At 67.4% G+C, this 19,668-nt stretch carries 15 protein-coding genes; 5 read left to right on the forward strand and 10 right to left on the reverse strand.

Annotated elements, in window-relative coordinates; genetic code table 11:
* Positions 1-66 precede the first annotated feature (66 nt).
* The 6 genes from ACGHC0_RS18690 to ACGHC0_RS18715 all read right to left on the reverse strand — a co-directional run bounded on the left by ACGHC0_RS18690 (position 67) and on the right by ACGHC0_RS18715 (position 6,237).
* Positions 67-1,512, reverse strand: coding sequence for a sodium:solute symporter family protein (locus ACGHC0_RS18690; protein WP_368352396.1), 1,446 nt, complete (start codon positions 1,510-1,512; stop codon positions 67-69).
* A gap of 68 nt (positions 1,513-1,580) precedes the next feature.
* Positions 1,581-3,149, reverse strand: a complete 1,569-nt coding sequence (ubiB, locus tag ACGHC0_RS18695) for a ubiquinone biosynthesis regulatory protein kinase UbiB (protein WP_368352397.1) — start codon at positions 3,147-3,149, stop codon at positions 1,581-1,583.
* Entirely contained in the window at positions 3,146-3,736 is a 591-nt protein-coding gene (locus tag ACGHC0_RS18700; RefSeq protein ID WP_415266429.1) for a hypothetical protein, read from the reverse strand. Before ACGHC0_RS18700 ends, ubiB begins: the two co-directional genes overlap by 4 nt.
* A gap of 107 nt (positions 3,737-3,843) precedes the next feature.
* Positions 3,844-4,875 carry a Tim44 domain-containing protein gene (locus ACGHC0_RS18705; RefSeq protein ID WP_368352399.1) on the reverse strand — a complete coding sequence of 344 codons (1,032 nt, stop codon included), beginning with the start codon at positions 4,873-4,875 and terminating at the stop codon, positions 3,844-3,846.
* A gap of 47 nt (positions 4,876-4,922) precedes the next feature.
* Positions 4,923-5,654: a bifunctional demethylmenaquinone methyltransferase/2-methoxy-6-polyprenyl-1,4-benzoquinol methylase UbiE gene (gene ubiE / locus ACGHC0_RS18710; RefSeq protein WP_368352400.1), complete on the reverse strand. Its 732-nt coding sequence runs from the start codon at positions 5,652-5,654 to the stop codon at positions 4,923-4,925.
* 157 nt (positions 5,655-5,811) lie between these two features.
* A complete protein-coding gene (locus ACGHC0_RS18715) occupies positions 5,812-6,237 on the reverse strand; it encodes a gamma-butyrobetaine hydroxylase-like domain-containing protein (RefSeq protein ID WP_368352401.1) in 426 nt (141 codons plus the stop codon).
* 105 nt (positions 6,238-6,342) lie between these two features.
* Here ACGHC0_RS18715 and ACGHC0_RS18720 point away from each other — a divergent pair, with 105 nt between their 5' ends.
* Entirely contained in the window at positions 6,343-7,416 is a 1,074-nt protein-coding gene (locus tag ACGHC0_RS18720) for a GGDEF domain-containing protein (RefSeq protein WP_368352402.1), read from the forward strand.
* Positions 7,417-7,451: 35 nt separating this feature from the next.
* Here the strand turns inward: ACGHC0_RS18720 and ACGHC0_RS18725 are convergent, their stop codons facing one another.
* The 4 genes from ACGHC0_RS18725 to serA form a co-directional block, all read right to left on the reverse strand.
* The gene (locus ACGHC0_RS18725; RefSeq protein ID WP_368352403.1) at positions 7,452-7,898 is read right to left on the reverse strand and encodes an HIT family protein; all 447 of its coding nucleotides are present in this window, start codon (positions 7,896-7,898) and stop codon (positions 7,452-7,454) included.
* The gene (locus tag ACGHC0_RS18730; RefSeq protein ID WP_415266430.1) at positions 7,898-11,809 is read right to left on the reverse strand and encodes a DUF3683 domain-containing protein; all 3,912 of its coding nucleotides are present in this window, start codon (positions 11,807-11,809) and stop codon (positions 7,898-7,900) included. Before ACGHC0_RS18730 ends, ACGHC0_RS18725 begins: the two co-directional genes overlap by 1 nt.
* A 120-nt stretch (positions 11,810-11,929) precedes the next feature.
* Positions 11,930-13,717, reverse strand: coding sequence for a methyl-accepting chemotaxis protein (locus ACGHC0_RS18735; protein ID WP_415266431.1), 1,788 nt, complete (start codon positions 13,715-13,717; stop codon positions 11,930-11,932).
* Between the two features lie 132 nt (positions 13,718-13,849).
* A complete protein-coding gene (gene serA / locus ACGHC0_RS18740; protein ID WP_368352406.1) occupies positions 13,850-15,079 on the reverse strand; it encodes a phosphoglycerate dehydrogenase in 1,230 nt (409 codons plus the stop codon).
* 313 nt (positions 15,080-15,392) lie between these two features.
* Here serA and ugpB point away from each other — a divergent pair, with 313 nt between their 5' ends.
* The 4 genes from ugpB (at position 15,393) to ACGHC0_RS18760 (ending at position 19,660) form a co-directional block, all read left to right on the forward strand.
* Positions 15,393-16,703, forward strand: a complete 1,311-nt coding sequence (gene ugpB, locus ACGHC0_RS18745) for a sn-glycerol-3-phosphate ABC transporter substrate-binding protein UgpB (RefSeq protein ID WP_415266432.1) — start codon at positions 15,393-15,395, stop codon at positions 16,701-16,703.
* Between the two features lie 145 nt (positions 16,704-16,848).
* On the forward strand, positions 16,849-17,730 hold the full coding sequence (gene ugpA, locus ACGHC0_RS18750; protein WP_208943004.1) for a sn-glycerol-3-phosphate ABC transporter permease UgpA: 882 nt from the start codon (positions 16,849-16,851) through the stop codon (positions 17,728-17,730).
* 1 nt (position 17,731) lies between these two features.
* Positions 17,732-18,583: a sn-glycerol-3-phosphate ABC transporter permease UgpE gene (gene ugpE, locus ACGHC0_RS18755; RefSeq protein WP_208943005.1), complete on the forward strand. Its 852-nt coding sequence runs from the start codon at positions 17,732-17,734 to the stop codon at positions 18,581-18,583.
* 60 nt (positions 18,584-18,643) lie between these two features.
* Complete coding sequence (locus tag ACGHC0_RS18760; RefSeq protein WP_415266433.1) at positions 18,644-19,660, forward strand: sn-glycerol-3-phosphate import ATP-binding protein UgpC; 1,017 nt, start codon at positions 18,644-18,646, stop codon at positions 19,658-19,660.
* Positions 19,661-19,668: the final 8 nt, after the last annotated feature.

Below are 19,668 nucleotides of genomic sequence, written 5' to 3' on the forward strand. Positions count from 1 at the left end.
AAAACCTTCAATTATAGGCAGGCGCTCCGGCGGACCTGCCGGCCCTCTTTTCGCGGCCCGCGCGGCTCACTCCGCTCCCACCACGCGGTGGTGGGATGCGTGGCGGTTGCCCACCCACTGGGGTGCCAGCGAACCGGCGAGCATGCCGGCGACGGCGGCCAGCAGGCCGGCCAGCTGCGCCGGAAACACCTCGCCCACCGGCAGCGCCATGAAGGCCAGCCAGAAGCCCAGGCCCAGCACGATGGCCCACAGCGCGCCCTGGGTGGTGGCACGCTTCCAGTACAGGCCGAACACCAGCGGCACGAAGGCGCCGACCAGGGGCACCTGGTAGGCGCCGGACACCAGTTCGTAGATGGACGTGCCCTGCATGCGGATCGAATAGGCCAGCACCAGCAGGCTGAACACCAGGGTGCTGATGCGCATGGTGCGCAGGTGCTCGCGGTCGGTCACGGAGGGGCGGAACTGGCGCCAGATGTTCTCGGTGAACGTGACGCTGGGCGCCAGCAGCGTGGCCGAGGCGGTGGACTTGAGCGCCGACAGCAGCGCACCAAAGAAGAGCACCTGCATCACGAAGGGCATCTTCTCGAGCACCAGGGTGGGGAGCACCTTCTGCGGATCGTCCTGCAGCAGCGCCGCCGTCTCGGTCGGCATGATGATGAGCGCGCTGGCCACGAGGAACATGGGCACGAAGGCGAACAGGATGTAGCAGATGCCGCCGATCACGGGCCCGCGCGTGGCGGCCTTCAGGTTGTTGGCGGACATCACGCGCTGGAACACGTCCTGCTGCGGGATCGAACCGAACATCATGGTGATGCCGGCCGCGATGAAGAACACCACGTCGTGGAATTTCGGCTCCGGCAGGAAACGGAACAGGTCGCGGCTCGCGGCGAAGTCGATCACCTTGCCGGCCCCGCCCGCCATTTCGCCCGCGAAGACCGCGATGATGGCCAGGCCCGCCACCAGGATGATCATCTGGATGAAGTCGGTCACCGCCACCGACCACATCCCGCCGAAGAGCGTGTAAGCGAGGATGGACACCACGCCGATCGCCATGCCCACCGGGACGCTGATGGCGCCGCCCGAGAGCAGGTTGAACACCAGCCCCAGCGCCGTCACCTGCGCCGCGACCCAGCCCAGGTAGCTCAGCATGATGATGAGCGAGCAGATGATCTCCACCGCCCGGCCGTAGCGCTCGCGGTAGTAGTCGCTGATCGTGAGCAGCGTCATGCGGTAGAGCTTCGCGGCGAAGAAGATGCCCACCAGGATCAGGCAGAAGCCGGCCCCGAAAGGGTCTTCCACCACGTTGCCCAGGCCGCCCTGGATGAACTTGGCGGGTATGCCCAGCACCGTCTCCGAACCGAACCAGGTCGCGAAGGTGGTGGTGATGATCATGTAGAGCGGCAGGTGGCGCCCGGCGATGGCGAAATCCGCCGTGTTCTTGACGCGCTTGGCCGCCACCAGCCCGATGGCGATGGTGATCAGCAGATAGACGATGACCAGGGTCAGCAGCACGGCATGCTCCTCGATGTCGCGAAGTGAGGTTGTGGATGGGGAGGATGTGCAGGCGGCGCTGCGGGGGCCTAGTGGAAGAACCGGATGCGGATCAGGAACTGCAACGCCAGCAGTCCCAATACAAAACCCATGCCACCGTAGATGATGCTTTGCAGCAGCCGGTTGGTGCGGCGCTGCTCCGCGAGCAATTCCTGCATCTCGCGCCGGTGATCGTGCGGCTTGTGGCGCAGGTAGTCGTGCAGCAGGCGCGGCAGCTCGGGCAGCATCTTCGCGAAATGCGGCGACTCGGCCTTCACTTCGCGCCAGAGCCGCTGCGGCCCCATCTGGTCGAGCATCCACTTCTCCAGGAACGGCTTGGCCGTGCTCCAGAGATCCAGCTCCGGGTCGAGCTGGCGGCCCAGGCCTTCGATGTTGAGCAGCGTCTTCTGCAGCAGCACGAGCTGCGGCTGGATCTCCACGTGGAAGCGGCGGGAGGTCTGGAACAGCCGCATCAGCACCATGCCCAGGGAGATCTCCTTGAGCGGACGGTCGAAGTACGGCTCGCACACGGCGCGGATGGCCGACTCCAGTTCGTTGATGCGCGTGTCGGCCGGCACCCAGCCGCTCTCCACATGCAATTCCGCCACGCGCTTGTAGTCGCGGCGGAAGAAGGCGGTGAAGTTCTGCGCGAGGTATTCCTTGTCGAACTCGGTGAGCGAGCCCACGATGCCGAAATCCAGCGAGATGTAGCGGCCGAACGAACCCGGCTCCAGGCTCACCTGGATGTTGCCCGGGTGCATGTCCGCGTGGAAGAAGCCGTCGCGGAAGACCTGGGTGAAGAAGATGGTGACGCCGTCGCGCGCCAGCTGGCGGATGTCCACTCCGGCCGCACGCAGCCGCTCGATCTGGCTGATCGGCACGCCCTTCATGCGCTCCATCACCAGCACTTCAGGGTGGCAGAAATCCCAGAGGATTTCCGGGATGCGCACCAGGCCCAGGCCCTCCATGTTGCGGCGCAACTGCGCCGCATTGGCAGCCTCGCGGATCAGGTCCAGCTCGTCGTGCAGGTAATTGTCGAACTCCGCCACCACCTGCCGCGGCTTCAGGCGCTTGCCGTCGGCCGACAGGCTCTCCACCCAGCCGGCCATGGCGCGCATGAGCCCCAGGTCGTTGTCGATCACGGGCAGCATGCCGGGCCGCAGCACCTTCACGGCCACCTCGCGCTCGACGCCGTGGCGGTCGCGCACGACGGCGAAATGCACCTGTGCGATGGAGGCGCTCGCCACCGGCACGCGCTCGAACGAAACGAACACTTCGCCCACGGGCCGGCGGAAGGCGCGCTCGATGGTGGCCACGGCCACGTCCGGGTCGAAGGGGGGCACGCGGTCCTGCAGCAGCGCGAGTTCGTTGGCGATGTCCGGCGGCAGCAGGTCGCGCCGCGTGGACAGCACCTGCCCGAATTTCACGAAGATGGGCCCCAGCCGCTCCAGCGCCTCGCGCAGGCGTTGCCCGCGCGGCGCATCCAGCTTGCGGCCGAAGGAGACGATGCGCGCCAGCAGCCGAAGCCAGGGCTTCTGGAAGCTCGTCAGTACCAGTTCATCCAGTCCATAGCGCAGCACCACCCAGACGATGGTGGCGCCGCGGAAAAGCCGGCTCATGGAACGCCGCGGTCGGAACCGGGAGCCGCCGCCTGGGCGGAGCCGTCCGCGGGAGGACGCCCTCCCATGCGCATGCCCACGAACTGCCTGAGCGCCTGCGCGGCGCGCCGCGCGGCCGTGCAGATCGCATGCGCCGGCGTGTCGCCCACCAGGCGCGACAGGTCTTCCTCGAGATCCCAGCGCACATGGTCCACCAGCCACTGGATCTCGGCCGCCAGCTGCACGTCGCCCTCGATGCGGATGGCCGGCTTGTCGCCGCGCAGGGCGGCCTGGGCGAGCGACAGCGGCGAGGTGTCGGTGATCTCCATGCGCAGGTCGGGCACGGCCGCCTCGCCTGCCAGGTCGAACAGACCGGCCGGGGTCACGCGCAGGGACATGGAATAGACGCGCCACTGCACGCGCGCCACCCTGCCGCTCTGGCGCACGAGCCGTTCCATGGCCTCGGGTTCCTGCATGAGCACGTGGTTGACGAGCAGCACCAGGCGGTGCTGCACCTCATGCACCAGCCATTGCGGGGGCTGGGGGCCGCTGGCCAGGCGCTCGAAGAGGCCGTCCAGGAACGAAAAAGGGGACTGTGGTGCTGCCATAGTCCCCGATTATTCCCCGAACTCGCCCGGATGCCCGAAAGCTTGCCCGTACACGGCCCGTGCCATTGGAGCCCGGCCCGCCGCGCGGCGGACCGGCCCCGCAGGTTTCACTGCAGCGCCTGCACGCCCGCCACCAGCCATCCGCTGGTGCCGCTCTTGGGCTTGGTCATGTTCCAGACCTCGCGGAACGGGCTCGGGCCTGCGGAGGGCTCCTCGCGGATCATGCCGGAGAACTCCACGCTGGCCATGTAGCCGTCGCCCAGGTCCTCGATGCCCAGCAGTTGCGCTTCCAGCATCACCACGTCGGTGTGGTTGGGCTGGCTGGCACCGCGCAGGGATTCGCGCTCGCCGAGCTGCGCGCGGATTTCATCGACCATGCTGTCGGTCATCATCGAGCGCAGCGTGGCGATGTCCGAGCGGTCCCAGGCGGCCTGCAGCGTCACGAAGTTGCGCTTGGCGGCGTCCAGGAAGCCCTGCGTGTCGAAGTCGGCCGGGATGCCCCAGTTCTGCGAACCGGACAGCGCGGAGCCGATCACCACGCCGCTGCCGGCGCCGGCGGCACGGGACGTGTCGAACGCCATGCCGCTGCGCTCGAAGGGGCGCGCGGAGGCATCGTTGCCCACGTTCTGCGGGCTGTACTGGCGCGGCACGGCCGCATCGGACGGCGATGCGGCGCCGGCACCCTGGAAGGCGAAGGGCGCGCCGCCGGCCGCTGCCGCGGAAGCCGGCCTGCGCGAGCGCATGACCATGCCGATCACCGCGAATGCCACGAGCGCGAGCAGCGCGATCAGCAGGAAATTGCCGAAGGCCGCGCCCAGCCCGAGGGAATGGGCCAGCCATGCCAGGCCCAGGCCCGCGGCAAGGCCGCCCAGCATCGCGCCCCACGGCTTCTTGGGGGCAGCGGCGGGCGCCGCGTTCGGTGCGGCCGCCGGCTTCGCCGCGGCTGCGTTGGCGGGGCTGGTGCCCACCGCGTTCTGTGCGGGAGCCGCCGGCGTGGCCGGCGGGGTCGCGGCCTCGCGCTGCGTCACGTTGCTCGACTGCTTGCCGACCGACTTGCCGCCGCCCATGCGGCGCGCGTCGGCGTCCAGGTGCACCACCGCGAGCATCGCCACCAAAGCCACAGACCAGAATTTCATCATGTCATCTCCATCCGTTTAGTTATCCGAAACGCGTGCTTCGTCCCAGTTCAGCACTTGATTCCAACATGCAGGGCCACGATGCCGCCAGTCATGTTGTGATAGTCCACATGCCCAAAGCCATTTTTCTGCATGAGGGATTTGAGTTCTTCCTGGCCCGGATGCATGCGGATCGACTCGGCCAGGTAGCGGTAGCTCGCGTCGTCGCCGGCCACGAGCTTGCCCAGCCGCGGCAGCACCTTGAAGGAGTACCAGTCGTAGGGTTTGCGCAGCGGCTTGGCCACCTGCGAGAACTCCAGCACCAGCAGCCGGCCGCGCGGCTTGAGCACGCGGCACATCTCGGCGATGGCCACGTCCTTGTGGGTCATGTTGCGCAGGCCGAAGGCCACGCTCACCACGTCGAAATGGTTGTCGGGGAACGGCAGCCGCTCGGCATCGCAGACCAGCGTGGGGAGCACGGTGCCTTCGTCGATGAGGCGGTCGCGCCCCACGCGCAGCATGGATTCGTTGATGTCGGTGTGCACCACCGTGCCGCTCGCGCCCACCTTCTTCGCGAAGGCGCGCGCCAGGTCGCCCGTGCCGCCGGCGATGTCCAGCACGCGCTGGCCCTCGCGCAGGTTGGCGACCATCACGGTGTAGGCCTTCCACGCACGGTGCAGGCCGCCCGACATCAGGTCGTTCATGACGTCGTACCTGGAGGCGACGGAATCGAAAACCCCGCGCACGCGGCGCGCCTTGTCGTTTTCGTCCACGGTCTGGAAACCGAAATGGGTGGTGCTCATGGTGGGGATGCTAAGAGCGCAGGGGCCGCGCAGACAGCGACAACCCCGCAAAGGGTTGGGGCATGTGTCGCGCGGCGGGTACGCGGGGCTTGAAGGAAAAGCCGGCGCCAGCGCTTTTGCGCATGGCCTCCGGCGCTATCAATATTAGAGCATACGATCAGTGCGTGCCGCATGCCCCGCCGCTGCCGCCGCCGCGTGCTGGCGGCATGGGCGCATCGCGATCGAGCCCGGCATCCGCCAGGCGCTGCAGGTACTGCTGCCAGAGCGATTCCTGCTCCCGCCCGAGCCGGTACAGGTACGGCCAGGTGAAGAGCCCGCTCTGGTGGCCGTCGGAGAACACGGGCTTGATCGCGTAGTGGCCCACGGGCTCGATGGCGGTGATCTGCACATCGCGCTTGCCCGTCTGCAGCACCTCCTGGCCCGGGCCATGGCCCTGCACTTCCGCGGAGGGCGAATACACCCGCAGCAGTTCGAAAGGAATGCGGAAGCTCGCGCCATCGTCGAAAGCGATCTCGAGCACGCGCGATGCGCCGTGCACGGTGAGCGATTGCGGCGCGGCGGCGGCCGCGTGCTGGTCTGCCATGGGAGGTCCTCTCATCCTGCCGCCGCACCTGGAACGCCGCGGTAGCAACTCTTACATTCGTGGACGAGAATTGTCCCACCAGCCGCCGTCCGATACAGGCTCCCCATGCCACGCAACGATGCCTCCGCCATCCCCGCTCTCCATCCCGCCCAGGAGGGGCGTCTGGCGCGCAAGGCCTTCTGGGTGATGACGCAGCGCGTGACGGTGATGGCCGCGGCGGTGGACGCGGCCTTCATTCCGCTCTTCCTGCTGCTCGGGTCGCCGCTGTTGACGTGGATCAATGTGGCGAGCATCGCCATGTATGCGGCGGCCTACGCGCTGCTGGGGCGGCGCCGCAACGTCGCCGCGCTGTTGCTGATCTGGATCGAGGTGGTGGGCCATTCATTCCTCGGGACCTGGCTGGTCGGCTGGAACAGCGGCTTCCACTACTACCTGCTGATGTTCATTCCCGCCATCGTGGTGGGCCGGGGCCGGCGCAGGATCACCCCGGTGATGCTGCTCGCGCTGTTCGCCTTCTACATCGGCATGTACGAGCTGTCGCGCCGCCACGGCGCGCAGGCGCCGCTCGACGACTTCGGGCTCTCGATCACGCATGCATTCAACGTGGCCGTGGTGTTCGCCATGGCGGCCTACACCGCGCGCTACTACTACGGTTCGGTCCTGCGCGCCGAGCGCCGGCTGGAAGCCCAGGCGGCCACCGATCCGCTCACGGGGCTGTCCAACCGGCGGCGCCTGGCCAGCCTCGCGCAGGAACGCATCGCGCAGGCGCGGCAGGCCGGGCAGCCGACGGCGGTGGTGATCGCGGACATCGATCACTTCAAGCGTATCAACGACACCCACGGCCACGAGGCCGGAGACCAGGTCCTGATGCACGTGGCGGAACTGCTGGCGCGCAGCAGCCGCGCGCGCGACCTGCTGGCGCGCTGGGGTGGCGAGGAATTCCTGCTGGTGATGCCCACGTGCGGCCTGGCGGACGCGCAGGCGCTGGCCGAGCGCATGCGCGCCACCGTGGCCGAACGCCCAGCCCGCTACCGGGCGCATGCCATCCCCGCGAGCCTTTCGCTGGGCGTGGCGCAACTGCGCAGCGGCGAATCGCTGGAGGCCGCGATCGCCCGCGCCGACGGGGCGCTGTATGCCAGCAAGCATGCGGGCCGCAACCGCGTGACGGCGGCGGATTGAGCGCGCGCCGCAAGCGTGCGGGCCGGCGCGCGGGTTCAGTCCAGCCCGGCCTGGGCCAGCCGCTCGCGCAGCAGTTGCGCGATGGCTTCGCTGCGTGCCTGCACGGCGGCTTCCTGCGCCAGGTCGCGCTCGCGCTGGGCCGGCGCCCAGACGGGTGCGGGAAAGTGGCTGTCCCACCCGAAGCGGGCGATCACGTGCCAGTGCAGGTGGGGCACCATGTTGCCCAGGGCCGCGAGATTGACCTTCGCGGGCTGCAGTTGCTCTCGCAGCACCTGCTCCACCACGGCCACGGCCGCCATGCAACGCTCGCGCTCGGTGTCGGACAGGTCCGAGAACTCCGCCACGTGCGTGTTCCAGATGACGCGGTAGAACGCCGGGAAGCCGCGCGCGGCCTCCTCGCCGGCATGCACGACGCGCATCAGCCGGCCACGCCAGACCAGCGTGCCGCCGTCGCCGCTGCACAGGGGACAGGTGGAAGCCATCACACCAGTACCCGCTCGATGCCGCCCGCGTTGGCGCGCTGCACGTACTCGGGCATCCAGTTCTCGCCCAGGATCTCGCGCGCCATCTCGACGACGATGTAGTCGGCTTCGAGCAGGCCGTTCTGCAGATCGTCCTGGTAGCGGTTCAGGCCCTGCAGGCAGCTGGGGCAGCTGGTGAGGATCTTCACGTTCTCCTGCGGGGCGACAGCGCCACTGGCGCGCAGCGCGGCCTCGCCCTTCCTGATCTCCTGCTCCTTGCGGAAGCGCACCTGGGTGGAAATGTCGGGCCGGGTCACGCCCAGCGTGCCGGACTCGCCGCAGCAGCGCTCGCTCTTCACCACCTGGTCGCCCACCAGCGCCTTCACGGTCTTCATCGCGTCCTGCTGCTTCATGGGGCTGTGGCAGGGCTCGTGGTAGAGGTAGGCGCCCTTGCCCTGCAGCTGGATGCCCTTTTCGAGCAGGTATTCGTGGATGTCGATGATGCGGCAGCCCGGGAAGATCTTGTCGAACTGGTAGCCCTGCAGCTGGTCGTAGCAGGTGCCGCAGCTCACCACCACGGTCTTGATGTCCAGGTAGTTCAGCGTGTTGGCCACGCGGTGGAACAGCACCCGGTTGTCGGTGATCATCTTCTCGGCCTTGTCGAACTGGCCGCTGCCGCGCTGGGGATAGCCGCAGCAGAGATACCCGGGTGGCAGCACGGTCTGCACGCCGGCATGCCAGAGCATGGCCTGGGTCGCCAGGCCGACCTGCGAGAACAGGCGCTCGGAGCCGCATCCGGGGAAATAGAACACCGCTTCCGTCTCGGCCGTGGTGGCGGCCGGGTTGCGGATGATGGGCACGTAGTCCTTGTCCTCGATGTCCAGCAGCGCGCGCGCCGTCTTCTTGGGCAGGCCCCCGGGCAGCTTCTTGTTGACGAAGTGGATCACCTGCTCCTTGACCGGCGCCGTACCCACCGTGGCGGGGGGATGCGCGGTCTGCTTGCGGCCGAAGCCGCGCAGCAGATCGACGGCCATGCGCTGCGCCTTGAAGCCCACGTCCACCATGGCCGAGCGCATCAGCTTGATGGTGTCCGGATTGGTGGCGTTGAGCATGCCCATGGCCAGCGCATTGCCCGGGCGGAAGGTCTTCTTGCCCATCTTGCGCAGCAGGTTGCGCATGTTCATCGTCACATCGCCGAAGTCGATCTTGACCGGGCACGGCGTGTAGCACTTGTGGCAGACGGTGCAGTGGTCGGCCACGTCCTCGAATTCCTGCCAGTGCTTGATCGAGACACCTCGGCGCGTCTGCTCCTCGTACAGGAAAGCCTCGACCAGCAGCGAGGTGGCCAGGATCTTGTTGCGAGGGCTGTAGAGCAGGCTGGCGCGCGGCACATGGGTGGCGCACACGGGCTTGCACTTGCCGCAGCGCAGGCAGTCCTTCACCGAATCGGCGATGGCGCCGATGTCGCTTTGCTGCATGATGAGCGACTCGTGCCCCATCAGCCCGAAGCTGGGCGTGTAGGCGTTGGTCAGGTCCGAGAACATCAGCGACTCGCGGGCCGCGGCGGCCGCCGGCGCCTGCTCCGTCCAGGCCGCGGGCTCCTGGCTCCGCAGCAGCTTGCCCTTGTTGAAGCGGCCTTGCGGGTCCACGCGGCGCTTGTAGTCGGCGAAGGGCCGCAGTTCGTCGTCGGTCAGGAATTCGAGCTTGGTGATGCCGATGCCGTGCTCGCCCGAGATCACACCGTCCAGGCTGCGCGCGAGCACCATGATGCGGGCCACGGCCTCGTGGGCCGTCTGCAGCATCTGGTAGTCGTCGCTGTTGACGGGGATGTTGGTGTGGACGTTGCCGTCGCCCGCATGCATGTGCAGCGCCACCCACACGCGGCCCTTGAGCACGCGCTGGTGGATGGCCTGCGCCTCGTCCATGATGGGCTTGAAGGACGCGCCGGGGAAGATCTTGGCGAGCGGCTCGCGCAGTTGCGTCTTCCAGCTCGCGCGCAGCGTGTGGTCCTGCAACTGCGGGAAGAGCGCTTCCACGCCCTGCAGCCAGCCGCTCCAGAGCGACCGCACTTCGCCGATCAGTGCCACGGCCTGGGCCACGCGGTCTTCCAGCAGTTCAGCCGAGGGAATCTCGTGCGCGTCGTCCTGGCGGCCCAGGGGCAGGTCACCGCGCTGGAAGAACGCCTCCAGCGCATCGCACAGCTGCAGCTTGTTGCGCAGCGACAGTTCGATGTTGATGCGCTCGATGCCGTCGGTGTATTCGGCCATGCGCGGTAGCGGGATCACCACGTCTTCGTTGATCTTGAAGGCGTTGGTGTGGCGGCTGATGGCGGCCGTGCGCTTGCGGTCCAGCCAGAACTTCTTGCGCGCCTCGGGGCTGATGGCGATGAAGCCCTCGCCCGCGCGCGAGTTGGCGATGCGAACGACTTCGCTGGTCACGCGCGCCACGGCATCGGCGTCGTCGCCCGCGATGTCGCCGAACAGCACCATCTTGGGCAGGCCGCCGCCGTGCTTGCGGCTCTTGGTGGCGTAGCCCACGGCCTTGAGATACCGGTCGTCCAGGTGTTCCAGGCCGGCGAGCAGTACGCCCGAGCGCTTCTGCTCGGCGAACATGAAGTCCTTGATTTCCACGATGCTGGGCACCGCGTCCTTGGCATTGCCGAAGAACTCCAGGCACACGGTGCGCGTGTGCGCCGGCATGCGGTGCACCACCCAGCGCGCGCTGGTGATGAGGCCGTCGCAGCCTTCCTTCTGGATGCCGGGCAGGCCGGAGAGGAACTTGTCCGTCACGTCCTTGCCCAGGCCTTCCTTGCGGAAGGTGCGGCCGGGGATGGCCAGCCGCTCGGTGCGGACCGGGGTCTTTCCGTCGGCCTCGAAATACTGCAGCTCGAAGGTGGCCGTCTCCACGTCGTGGATCTTGCCCATGTTGTGGTCCAGGCGTGTGACCTCCAGCCACTGCGCCTCGGGCGTCACCATGCGCCAGCTGACCAGGTTGTCCAGCGCCGTGCCCCAGAGCACGGCCTTCTTGCCGCCCGCATTCATGGCGATGTTGCCGCCGATGCAGGACGCCTCCGCGCTGGTCGGATCGACCGCGAAGACGAAGCCCGCGCGCTCGGCCGCATCGGCCACGCGCTGGGTGACCACGCCGGCCTCGGTCCAGATGGTGCCCACCTCGCGGTCCATGCCCGGCAGGCGGCGCATCTCCACCTCGGTCATGGCCTCGAGCTTCTCGGTATTGATGACCACGCTGCGCCAGGTCAGCGGGATGGCGCCACCGGTATAGCCGGTGCCGCCGCCGCGCGGGATGATGGTCAGTTCCAGCTCGATGCAGGCCTTGACCAGCGCAGCCATCTCGGCCTCGGTGTCGGGCGTGAGCACCACGAACGGGTACTCGACGCGCCAGTCGGTGGCATCGGTCACGTGCGACACGCGCGAGAGGCCGTCGAACTTGATGTTGTCCCTGGCGGTGTGGCGGCCCAGGCGCTTTTGCACCTGGCGGCGCAGCTGGGCGGCCTCCACGAAGGTGGCGTCGAACTGCGCGATGGCGCGGCGGGCGGCCTCCACCAGCTGTCCCACCAGGCGGTCGCGCTCGGCGTCCTCGCCGGGCGTGCGGCGCTTGCCGATCTCCGACAGCCGGTGCTGCAGCGCGTCCACCAGCATCTTGCGGCGGCCCGCGTTGTCCAGCAGGTCGTCCTGCAGGTAGGGGTTGCGCTGCACGACCCAGATGTCGCCCAGCACCTCGTACAGCATGCGGGCGGATCGCCCGGTGCGCCGCTCGCGGCGCAACTGGTCCAGCACGTCCCAGGAGTCGGAGCCCAGCAGCCGGATGACGATTTCCCGGTCGGAAAACGAGGTGTAGTTGTACGGAATCTCGCGCAGGCGAGTGGGCTCGGCGGCCTGCGTCAGGGCTGCCAACTCAGTGGGTGCATTCATCGGGGGGATCACCTGGGGAGCGCGGACGCTCCCAACCTTGGGAGGGGCCGCGATTTTAAGCCAGCGGCCCCGGGCGTGCCCGGGCCCGGAACCGCGGCCGGCCGCCCGGGCAGGCCGGCGTCAGAAACTCTCCCACTCGTCCTCTTTGGCGGCGGCGCGGGGAGCCGGCACGGGCGCGGCCGGAACCGCCGGGCCGGTGGAGGCGCCGATCCGGGCCTTCGGGACCGCGGCGCGGGCCGGGACACGGGGCTTCGCGGCAGGCACGGGCACTGGTGCCGGTGCGGCCCGCGCAGGCACGGGGACCGCCACCGTCGCCCGGGGGGCCACCGGTGCGCTGCGGGCCACCTCGGCCCCGGGGGCCGTGCGGAAGAACGACACGGCCTGCACCAGCTGTTCCGCCTGGGTGTTGAGGCTGCCGGCCGCCGCCGCGGACTCTTCCACCAGCGCGGCGTTCTGCTGCGTGGCCTGGTCCATCTGCGTCACCGCCGCGCCCACCTGGGCCACGCCTTCGCTCTGCTCGCTGCTCGCCGCGCTGATCTCCGCCACGATGTCGGTCACGCGCCGGATCGAGGTGACGACCTCGGTCATCGTGGCGCCCGCCTTGTCCACCAGCGCCGTGCCCTGCTCCACCCGTTCGACGCTGTTGCCGATCAGGTTCTTGATTTCCTTGGCGGCCTCGGCGCTGCGCTGCGCCAGGCTGCGCACCTCGCCCGCCACCACAGCGAAGCCGCGGCCCTGCTCACCGGCGCGCGCAGCCTCCACTGCCGCGTTGAGCGCCAGGATGTTCGTCTGGAAGGCGATGCCGTCGATGGTGCCGATGATGTCGCCGATGCGCCGCGAGGCCTCGTTGATGCCTTTCATGGTCTCGACCACCTCGCCGACCACCTCGCCGCCCTGGCTCGCGATGCCCGACGCGCTGACCGCCAGCTGGCTGGCCTGGCGCGCGTTCTCGGCATTCTGGCGCACGGTGGAGCCCAGTTGCTCCATCGACGCCGCCGCCTGCTGGAGCGAGGCCGCCTGCTGTTCCGTGCGCGCGGACAGGTCCCCGTTGCCCTGCGCGATCTGGGCGCTGGCCGTGGCCACGCTCTCCGCGTTGCGGCGGACCTCGCCGGTGATGCGCGCCAGCGTGTCGCGCATGCCCACGAGGGTGCGCAGCAGCCGGGACACCTCGTCGCGGCCATCGGCGTGCAGTTCGACGGCCAGATTGCCCTCCGCCACCTGCTGGGCCGCGTCGATGGCGCGGTTGAGGGGGTGGACGATGCTGCGGACGATGACCACGGCCAGCAGCGCGGCGATGGCGGCGGCAGCCACCATGGTCACCACGAGCCAGTTGCGGCCGTTGCCCAGGATCTTCATCGCCAGGGTCGAGGCATCCTTGGCCTGCTCCACGTTGTACTGGATCACCTTGTCGAGCTGGTCGCTGGTGGTGAAGTACAGGCCACGCGTGGTGTTCAGCATGTGGTTCAGCAGTTCCGCATGCTGGGCCGGATCCTGCGCGGAGGCGCGGATGCGCGACGCGGCGGCAATATAGGCCGCAAGGTCCTTCTTGAAGGCAGCGGCCAGCACGGCCTCGCCGGGACTGCCGATCAGCGTGGGCTCGACATAGGTGCGGTTGAGTTCCTCGAACCTGGCAGCCGTCTTGTCGAACGAGTCGCGGTACTCACCCTGCTCCTTGGCGGGCGTTTCCAGCAGCAGGAGGGCTTCCACGCGCCGCATCAGGTCGAGATTGCGGCGGTATTCCGACAGGATCATCACCGACGGCAGGTTGTTGTCCACCACGGTGCTGGTCTGCTCCTGCAGCTGCGACATCTGCCGCAGGCTGAAAAGCCCCAGGAAGACAGAGAGAACGACCATGGCGGCGAAGGCGAAGCCCAGCCGCGGAGCGAGCTTGATGTGGGAGAAATTCATGTTGTCTGGAGATGGCCCGGATGCAGATTCCGCTGGTCACCAAATGTATCAATTGATTCAAAAAGCTATTGTCAGCCATCTTCCCGTCCATACCCGCCATGGCCGGAGAAGCTGCGCCGCCCCGGCCAACACTCAGAACAGGACGCGGCTGCGGATGGTGCCCGGCACGCTCGCGAGCTTGTCCTGCGCCAGTTCGGACGACTGCGCGTCGATGTCGATCACCACGTAGCCCACCTTTTCGTTGGTCTGCAGGTACTGGGCGGCGATGTTGATCTGGTTGTCGGCGAACACCTGGTTGATGGCCGACAGCACCCCCGGCACGTTGCGGTGGATGTGCAGGATGCGGTGCTTGCCCGGGTGCGCGGGCAGCGCCACCTCGGGGAAGTTCACCGACGAGGTCGAGGTGCCGTTGTCGCTGTACTTCACGAGCTTCTCGGCCACCTCCAGCCCGATGTTGGCCTGCGCCTCCATGGTGGAGCCGCCGATGTGCGGCGTGAGGATGACGTTGTCCAGGCCGCGCAGGGGCGAGGTGAACTCGTCCTTGTTGCTGCGCGGCTCCACCGGGAACACGTCGATGGCCGCGCCGAGCAGTTTCTTGGCGCGGATCGCCTCGGCCAGCGCCTCGATGCGCACTACGGTGCCGCGCGCCGCATTGATCAGAATCGCGCCCGGCTTCATGGCCGCGATCTCTTCCGGCCCGATCATCCACTGCGTGGAGGGCAGTTCGGGCACGTGCAGGGTCACGATATCGCTCTGCGCCAGCAGGGCCTGCAGCGACGGCGCCTGCCGCGCGTTGCCCAGCGGCAGCTTGCTCACCACGTCGTGGAAGACGACGTGCATGCCCAGCGCCTCGGCCAGCACCGACAGCTGCGTGCCGATGGAGCCGTAGCCGACAATGCCCAGCGTCTTGCCGCGGATCTCGTAGGCGTTCTCGGCGCTCTTGAGCCAGCCACCGCGGTGCGCCACTGCGTTTTTCTCGGGCACGCCGCGCAGCAGCAGGATGGCCTCGGCCAGCACCAGTTCCGCCACGGAGCGGGTGTTGGAGTACGGCGCATTGAAGACGGCGATGCCACGCTCGCGCGCCGCTTCCAGGTCGATCTGGTTGGTGCCGATGCAGAAGGCTCCCACGGCCACGAGCTTGTGGGCGTGCGCGAACACCTCGGCCGTGAGCTGGGTGCGCGAACGGATGCCCAGGAAATGCGCATCGGCGATCTTGCGGTGCAGCTCTTCGCCTTCCAGCGCCCCCGGCAATGCCTCGATCTGGGTGTAGCCCGCGCCGCGCAGCACGTCGAGCGCGGAGGGGTGCACCCCCTCCAGCAGAAGGAACTTGATCTTGCTCTTGTCCAGCGATGTCTTGGTCATGGAACTACGGGAAGGAGAAGTAAGGAAGGGAAGGATGCATGGCGGACGCCTTGCAGGCAGCCGACCATTGTGCAATGAGAAGAAACCCTGTACCTGCCGGGTTTTTCGATCCGCGCCGCGGAATCCCGGTCACACAGGCGACGGACGAGCCCGGAAAACCGTCACAAAACAGACACAATTCCGCCACGCAGAGTCCTTCATCCAGGGAAGTTCCCGATCCGCGGAAATCCCTGTCCATGCGACAACGACATACCGATGACATGTAGCGCGCATACCATGCGCCGCTTTCGCATCGCCACTTTGAGGAGTTTTCATGCAGCCCAAGCACCTGGCCCTGGCAGCCGCCATCGCCGCATCCGCCTGCATTTCGGCCCAGGCACAGACCGAGATCCAGTGGTGGCACTCGATGACGGCCGTGAACGGCGAATGGGTGAACGACCTGGCCCGCCAGTTCAACGAGAGCCAGAAGGACTACAAGATCGTGCCCACCTACAAGGGCACGTATGACGAATCCATGACGGCCTCGATCGCTGCCTTCCGTGCCGGCAACGCGCCGCACATCCTGCAGGTGTTCGAAGTGGGCACCGCCACCATGATGGCCAGCAAGGGCGCGGTCGTGCCCGTGGGCAAGGTGATGCAGGACGCCGGCGCGCCCTTCGACCCCAAGGCCTACATCCCTGCCGTGGCCGGCTACTACACGGCCCCCAACGGCCAGATGCTGAGCTTCCCGTTCAACAGCTCCACCACCATCTTCTATTTCAACAAGGACGCCTTCAAGGCGGCCGGCCTGCCCACCGACAAGGCGCCCGCCACCTGGCCCGAAGTGGTCAACGCCGCCGCCAAGCTCAAGGCCTCCGGCCACAAGTGCCCGTTCACCACGGCATGGCAGAACTGGACGCAGGTGGAGAGTTTCTCGGCCTGGCACAACGTGGAGTTCGCGAGCAAGGCCAACGGCCTGCAGGGCCTCGATGCGCGCCTGAAGGTGGATTCGCCCCTGCATGTACGCCACATCGAGAACCTCGCGAACATGGCCAAGCAGGGCCTGTTCGTGTACAAGGGCCGCGGCAACGTGCCCGAGGCGAGCTTCGTCTCCGGCGAGTGCGCCATGATCAACACGTCGTCGGGCTTCTACGGCAACGTGGCCAAGAACGCCAAGTTCGCCTACGGCCTCGCTCCCCTGCCCTACTACCCGGACGTGCCCGGCGCGCCGCAGAACACCGTCATCGGCGGTGCCAGCCTCTGGGTGATGGCCGGCAAGAAGCCTGCCGAGTACAAGGGCGTGGCCGAATTCTTCAAGTTCATCTCGACGCCTGAAGTGCAGTCGGCCAGCCACAAGCGCACCGGCTACCTGCCCGTGACGACCGCCGCCTACGAACTGACCGAGAAGTCCGGCTTCTACAAGGAGCATCCCGGCACCGACGTCGCCGTGACGCAGATGATCCGCAAGGTGACCGACAAGAGCCGCGGCATCCGCCTGGGCAACTATGTGCAGATCCGCGCCATCGAGGACGAGGAACTCGAGCAGGTGTGGTCCGGCAAGAAGACCGCCAAGGAAGCGCTCGACGCCATCGTGAAGCGCGGCAACGAACAGCTGGAGCGCTTCCAGAAGGCCAACAAGGGCTGATTACCGGCGCCCCGGGACGGCCCACGGGCCCGGCCCGTCCGGCTTCCGCCCTCCCCCACCGGCCCTCCCCGCACCCGCGGAGAGGGTCTTTTCGTCATTCGACAGCCCGGCGGCGCACGCCGGGCACAAGGTAACTGCATCCGCCATGGAAAAACGCGTCCGATTCCAGTCCGCCTGGCTGCCCTGGCTGCTCATCGCGCCGCAGATGGCCATCATCGTGGTCTTCTTCTTCTGGCCCGCCAGCCAGGCGCTGGTGCAGTCGCTGCAGATGCAGGATGCCTTCGGCACCTCCACCGAATGGGTGGGGCTGGAGAACTTCCGGCGGCTGTTCGACGATCCCGGCTACATCGAGTCGTTCAAGACCACCGCGTTCTTCTCGGTGCTGGTGGCGGCCAGCGGCATCGTGCTGTCGCTGCTGCTGGCGGTGTTCGCCGACCGGGTGGTCAAGGGCGCCATGTTCTACAAGACCCTGCTGATCCTGCCCTACGCCGTGGCGCCGGCCGTGGCCGCCGTGCTGTGGGTCTTCATGTTCTCGCCCTCGCTGGGCGTGGTCTCGTACGCGCTGGGCCGATTCGGCATCGACTGGAACCACCTGCTCAACTCCGGACAGGCCATGGCGCTGATCGTGATGGCCTCGGTCTGGAAGCAGATCTCCTACAACTTCCTCTTCTTCCTCGCGGGGCTGCAGTCGATTCCCAAATCGCTGATCGAGGCCGCCGCCATCGACGGCGCCGGCCCGTGGCGGCGTTTCTGGAGCGTGCAGTTCCCGCTGCTCTCGCCCACCACCTTCTTCCTGCTGGTCATCAACGTGGTCTATGCATTCTTCGACACCTTCGCCATCGTCGATGCCGCCACGCAGGGCGGCCCGGGCAAGGACACGGCCATCCTGGTCTACAAGGTCTATTACGATGGCTTCAAGGCCATGGACCTGGGCGGCTCCGCGGCGCAATCCGTGGTGCTGATGCTGATCGTGGTCGCGCTCACCGTCGTGCAGTTCCGCTACGTTGAAAAGAAAGTCCAGTACTGAAATGGTCGAACGCAGCCTCACGCGCGGCATCCTCGCGCACTTCATCATGATCCTGGGCATCGCCATCGTGGCGTTCCCGCTCTACCTGGCGTTCGTCGCCTCCACCCACACCGCCCAGGAAATCGTGCAGGCGCCCATGCCCCTGCTGCCCGGCTCCAACTTCTGGGACACCTACAAGGCGGCCCTGTTCGGGCGCGACCAGGGGGCCGGTTCCACCGCGCCGGTGGCCCGCATGATGTGGGTGAGCTTCGTCTCGGCCATCGTCATCACGGTGGGCAAGATCGCCATCTCGCTGCTGTCGGCCTTCGCCATCGTGTACTTCCGCTTTCCGTTCAAGGGCCTGTGCTTCTGGCTGATCTTCATCACGCTGATGCTGCCCGTGGAAGTGCGCATCGGCCCGACCTACCAGGTGGTGTCCGACCTCGGCATGCTCAACAGCTACGCGGGCCTCACGGTGCCGCTGATCGCGTCGGCCACCGCCACCTTCCTCTTCCGGCAGTTCTTCCTGACGGTGCCGGACGAACTGGTCGAGGCCGCGCGCATCGACGGCGCCGGGCCCATGCGCTTCTTCAAGGACGTGCTGGTGCCGCTGTCGCGCACCTCCATCGCCGCGCTCTTCGTGATCCAGTTCATCTACGGCTGGAACCAGTACCTCTGGCCGCTGCTGGCGACCACGAGCGAGGACATGTACCCCGTGGTAATCGGCATCAAGCGCATGATCGCGGGTGGCGACGGGCAGAACGAGTGGAACATCGTCATGGCCACCGCCATCCTGGCCATGCTGCCGCCCGCCGCGGTGGTGATCCTCATGCAGAAATGGTTCGTGAAAGGACTGGTGGACACCGAGAAGTAGTCCTCCATCTCCTGAAACGCCCATTCCACCAACGCATCCAGCTAAGCATCCAATCGCAACATGGCATCTCTTTCCCTGCGCAACGTCGTCAAGCGCTACGGCCACGGCCCGAAGGCCAACCAGGTCATCCACGGCGTGAACGCCGAAATCGCCGACGGCGAGTTCATCGTCATCGTCGGCCCCTCGGGCTGCGGCAAGTCCACCCTGCTGCGCATGGTGGCAGGCCTGGAAGAAATCTCCGGCGGCGAGATCGCCATCGGCAACCGCGTGGTCAACAACCTGGAACCCGCCCAGCGCGACATCGCCATGGTGTTCCAGAACTACGCGCTCTACCCGCACATGACGAACTTCGAGAACATGGCCTACGGGCTGAAGATCGCCAAGGTGCCCAAGGACGAAATCAAGGCCCGCGTGGACAAGGCCGCGAAGATCCTCGAGCTCGGCCACCTGCTCGAACGCAAGCCGCGCGAGCTCTCCGGCGGCCAGCGCCAGCGCGTCGCCATGGGGCGCGCCATCGTGCGCCAGCCCCAGGTGTTCCTGTTCGACGAGCCGCTCTCCAACCTCGACGCCAAGCTGCGCGCGCAGACCCGCCTGGAAATCCAGAAGCTGCACCGGAGCTTAAGCATCACCAGCCTGTTCGTCACGCACGACCAGGTCGAGGCCATGACGCTGGCGCAGCGCATGATCGTGATGAACGGTGGCGTGATGGAGCAGTTCGGCACGCCCGAGGAGGTCTATCACACGCCTGCATCGACCTTCGTCGCGAGCTTCATCGGCTCGCCGCCCATGAACCTGCTGAAGAACGCCCCGGGCGGGCGGCAGGGCGCGATCCTCGGCATCCGGCCGGAGCACATCGACATCGCCCGCGTGGGCTGGGAGCTGCGCGTGGAGACGGTCGAACTGCTGGGCGCCGAGCGCCTCGTGTATGGCCGCCTGCAGTCGGGCAACGGGGACGAGTCGGTCATCGTGCGCATCGAGGAAGGCACCCACCATCCCCAGCCCGGCGACATGATCCACGTGGAGCCCCGCATGGACCGGCTGCACTGGTTCGACGCCGCCTCCGGCAAGCGGCTCTGAGCCGCGCC

The sequence above is a fragment of the Acidovorax sacchari genome, from assembly GCF_042847045.1.
Lineage (GTDB): Bacteria > Pseudomonadota > Gammaproteobacteria > Burkholderiales > Burkholderiaceae_C > Paracidovorax > Paracidovorax sacchari.

What these genes read in the sequence shown, in the direction of transcription:
- ubiB (WP_368352397.1), bottom strand. Translation starts at nt 3,149, where the DNA reads ATGAGCCGGCTTTTCCGCGGCGCCACCATCGTCTGGGTGGTGCTGCGC.
- ACGHC0_RS18700 (WP_415266429.1), bottom strand. Translation starts at nt 3,736, where the DNA reads ATGGCAGCACCACAGTCCCCTTTTTCGTTCCTGGACGGCCTCTTCGAG.
- ACGHC0_RS18705 (WP_368352399.1), bottom strand. Translation starts at nt 4,875, where the DNA reads ATGATGAAATTCTGGTCTGTGGCTTTGGTGGCGATGCTCGCGGTGGTG.
- ubiE (WP_368352400.1), bottom strand. Translation starts at nt 5,654, where the DNA reads ATGAGCACCACCCATTTCGGTTTCCAGACCGTGGACGAAAACGACAAG.
- ACGHC0_RS18715 (WP_368352401.1), bottom strand. Translation starts at nt 6,237, where the DNA reads ATGGCAGACCAGCACGCGGCCGCCGCCGCGCCGCAATCGCTCACCGTG.
- ACGHC0_RS18720 (WP_368352402.1), top strand. Translation starts at nt 6,343, where the DNA reads ATGCCACGCAACGATGCCTCCGCCATCCCCGCTCTCCATCCCGCCCAG.
- ACGHC0_RS18725 (WP_368352403.1), bottom strand. Translation starts at nt 7,898, where the DNA reads ATGGCTTCCACCTGTCCCCTGTGCAGCGGCGACGGCGGCACGCTGGTC.
- ACGHC0_RS18730 (WP_415266430.1), bottom strand. Translation starts at nt 11,809, where the DNA reads ATGAATGCACCCACTGAGTTGGCAGCCCTGACGCAGGCCGCCGAGCCC.
- ACGHC0_RS18735 (WP_415266431.1), bottom strand. Translation starts at nt 13,717, where the DNA reads ATGAATTTCTCCCACATCAAGCTCGCTCCGCGGCTGGGCTTCGCCTTC.
- serA (WP_368352406.1), bottom strand. Translation starts at nt 15,079, where the DNA reads ATGACCAAGACATCGCTGGACAAGAGCAAGATCAAGTTCCTTCTGCTG.
- ugpB (WP_415266432.1), top strand. Translation starts at nt 15,393, where the DNA reads ATGCAGCCCAAGCACCTGGCCCTGGCAGCCGCCATCGCCGCATCCGCC.
- ugpA (WP_208943004.1), top strand. Translation starts at nt 16,849, where the DNA reads ATGGAAAAACGCGTCCGATTCCAGTCCGCCTGGCTGCCCTGGCTGCTC.
- ugpE (WP_208943005.1), top strand. Translation starts at nt 17,732, where the DNA reads ATGGTCGAACGCAGCCTCACGCGCGGCATCCTCGCGCACTTCATCATG.
- ACGHC0_RS18760 (WP_415266433.1), top strand. Translation starts at nt 18,644, where the DNA reads ATGGCATCTCTTTCCCTGCGCAACGTCGTCAAGCGCTACGGCCACGGC.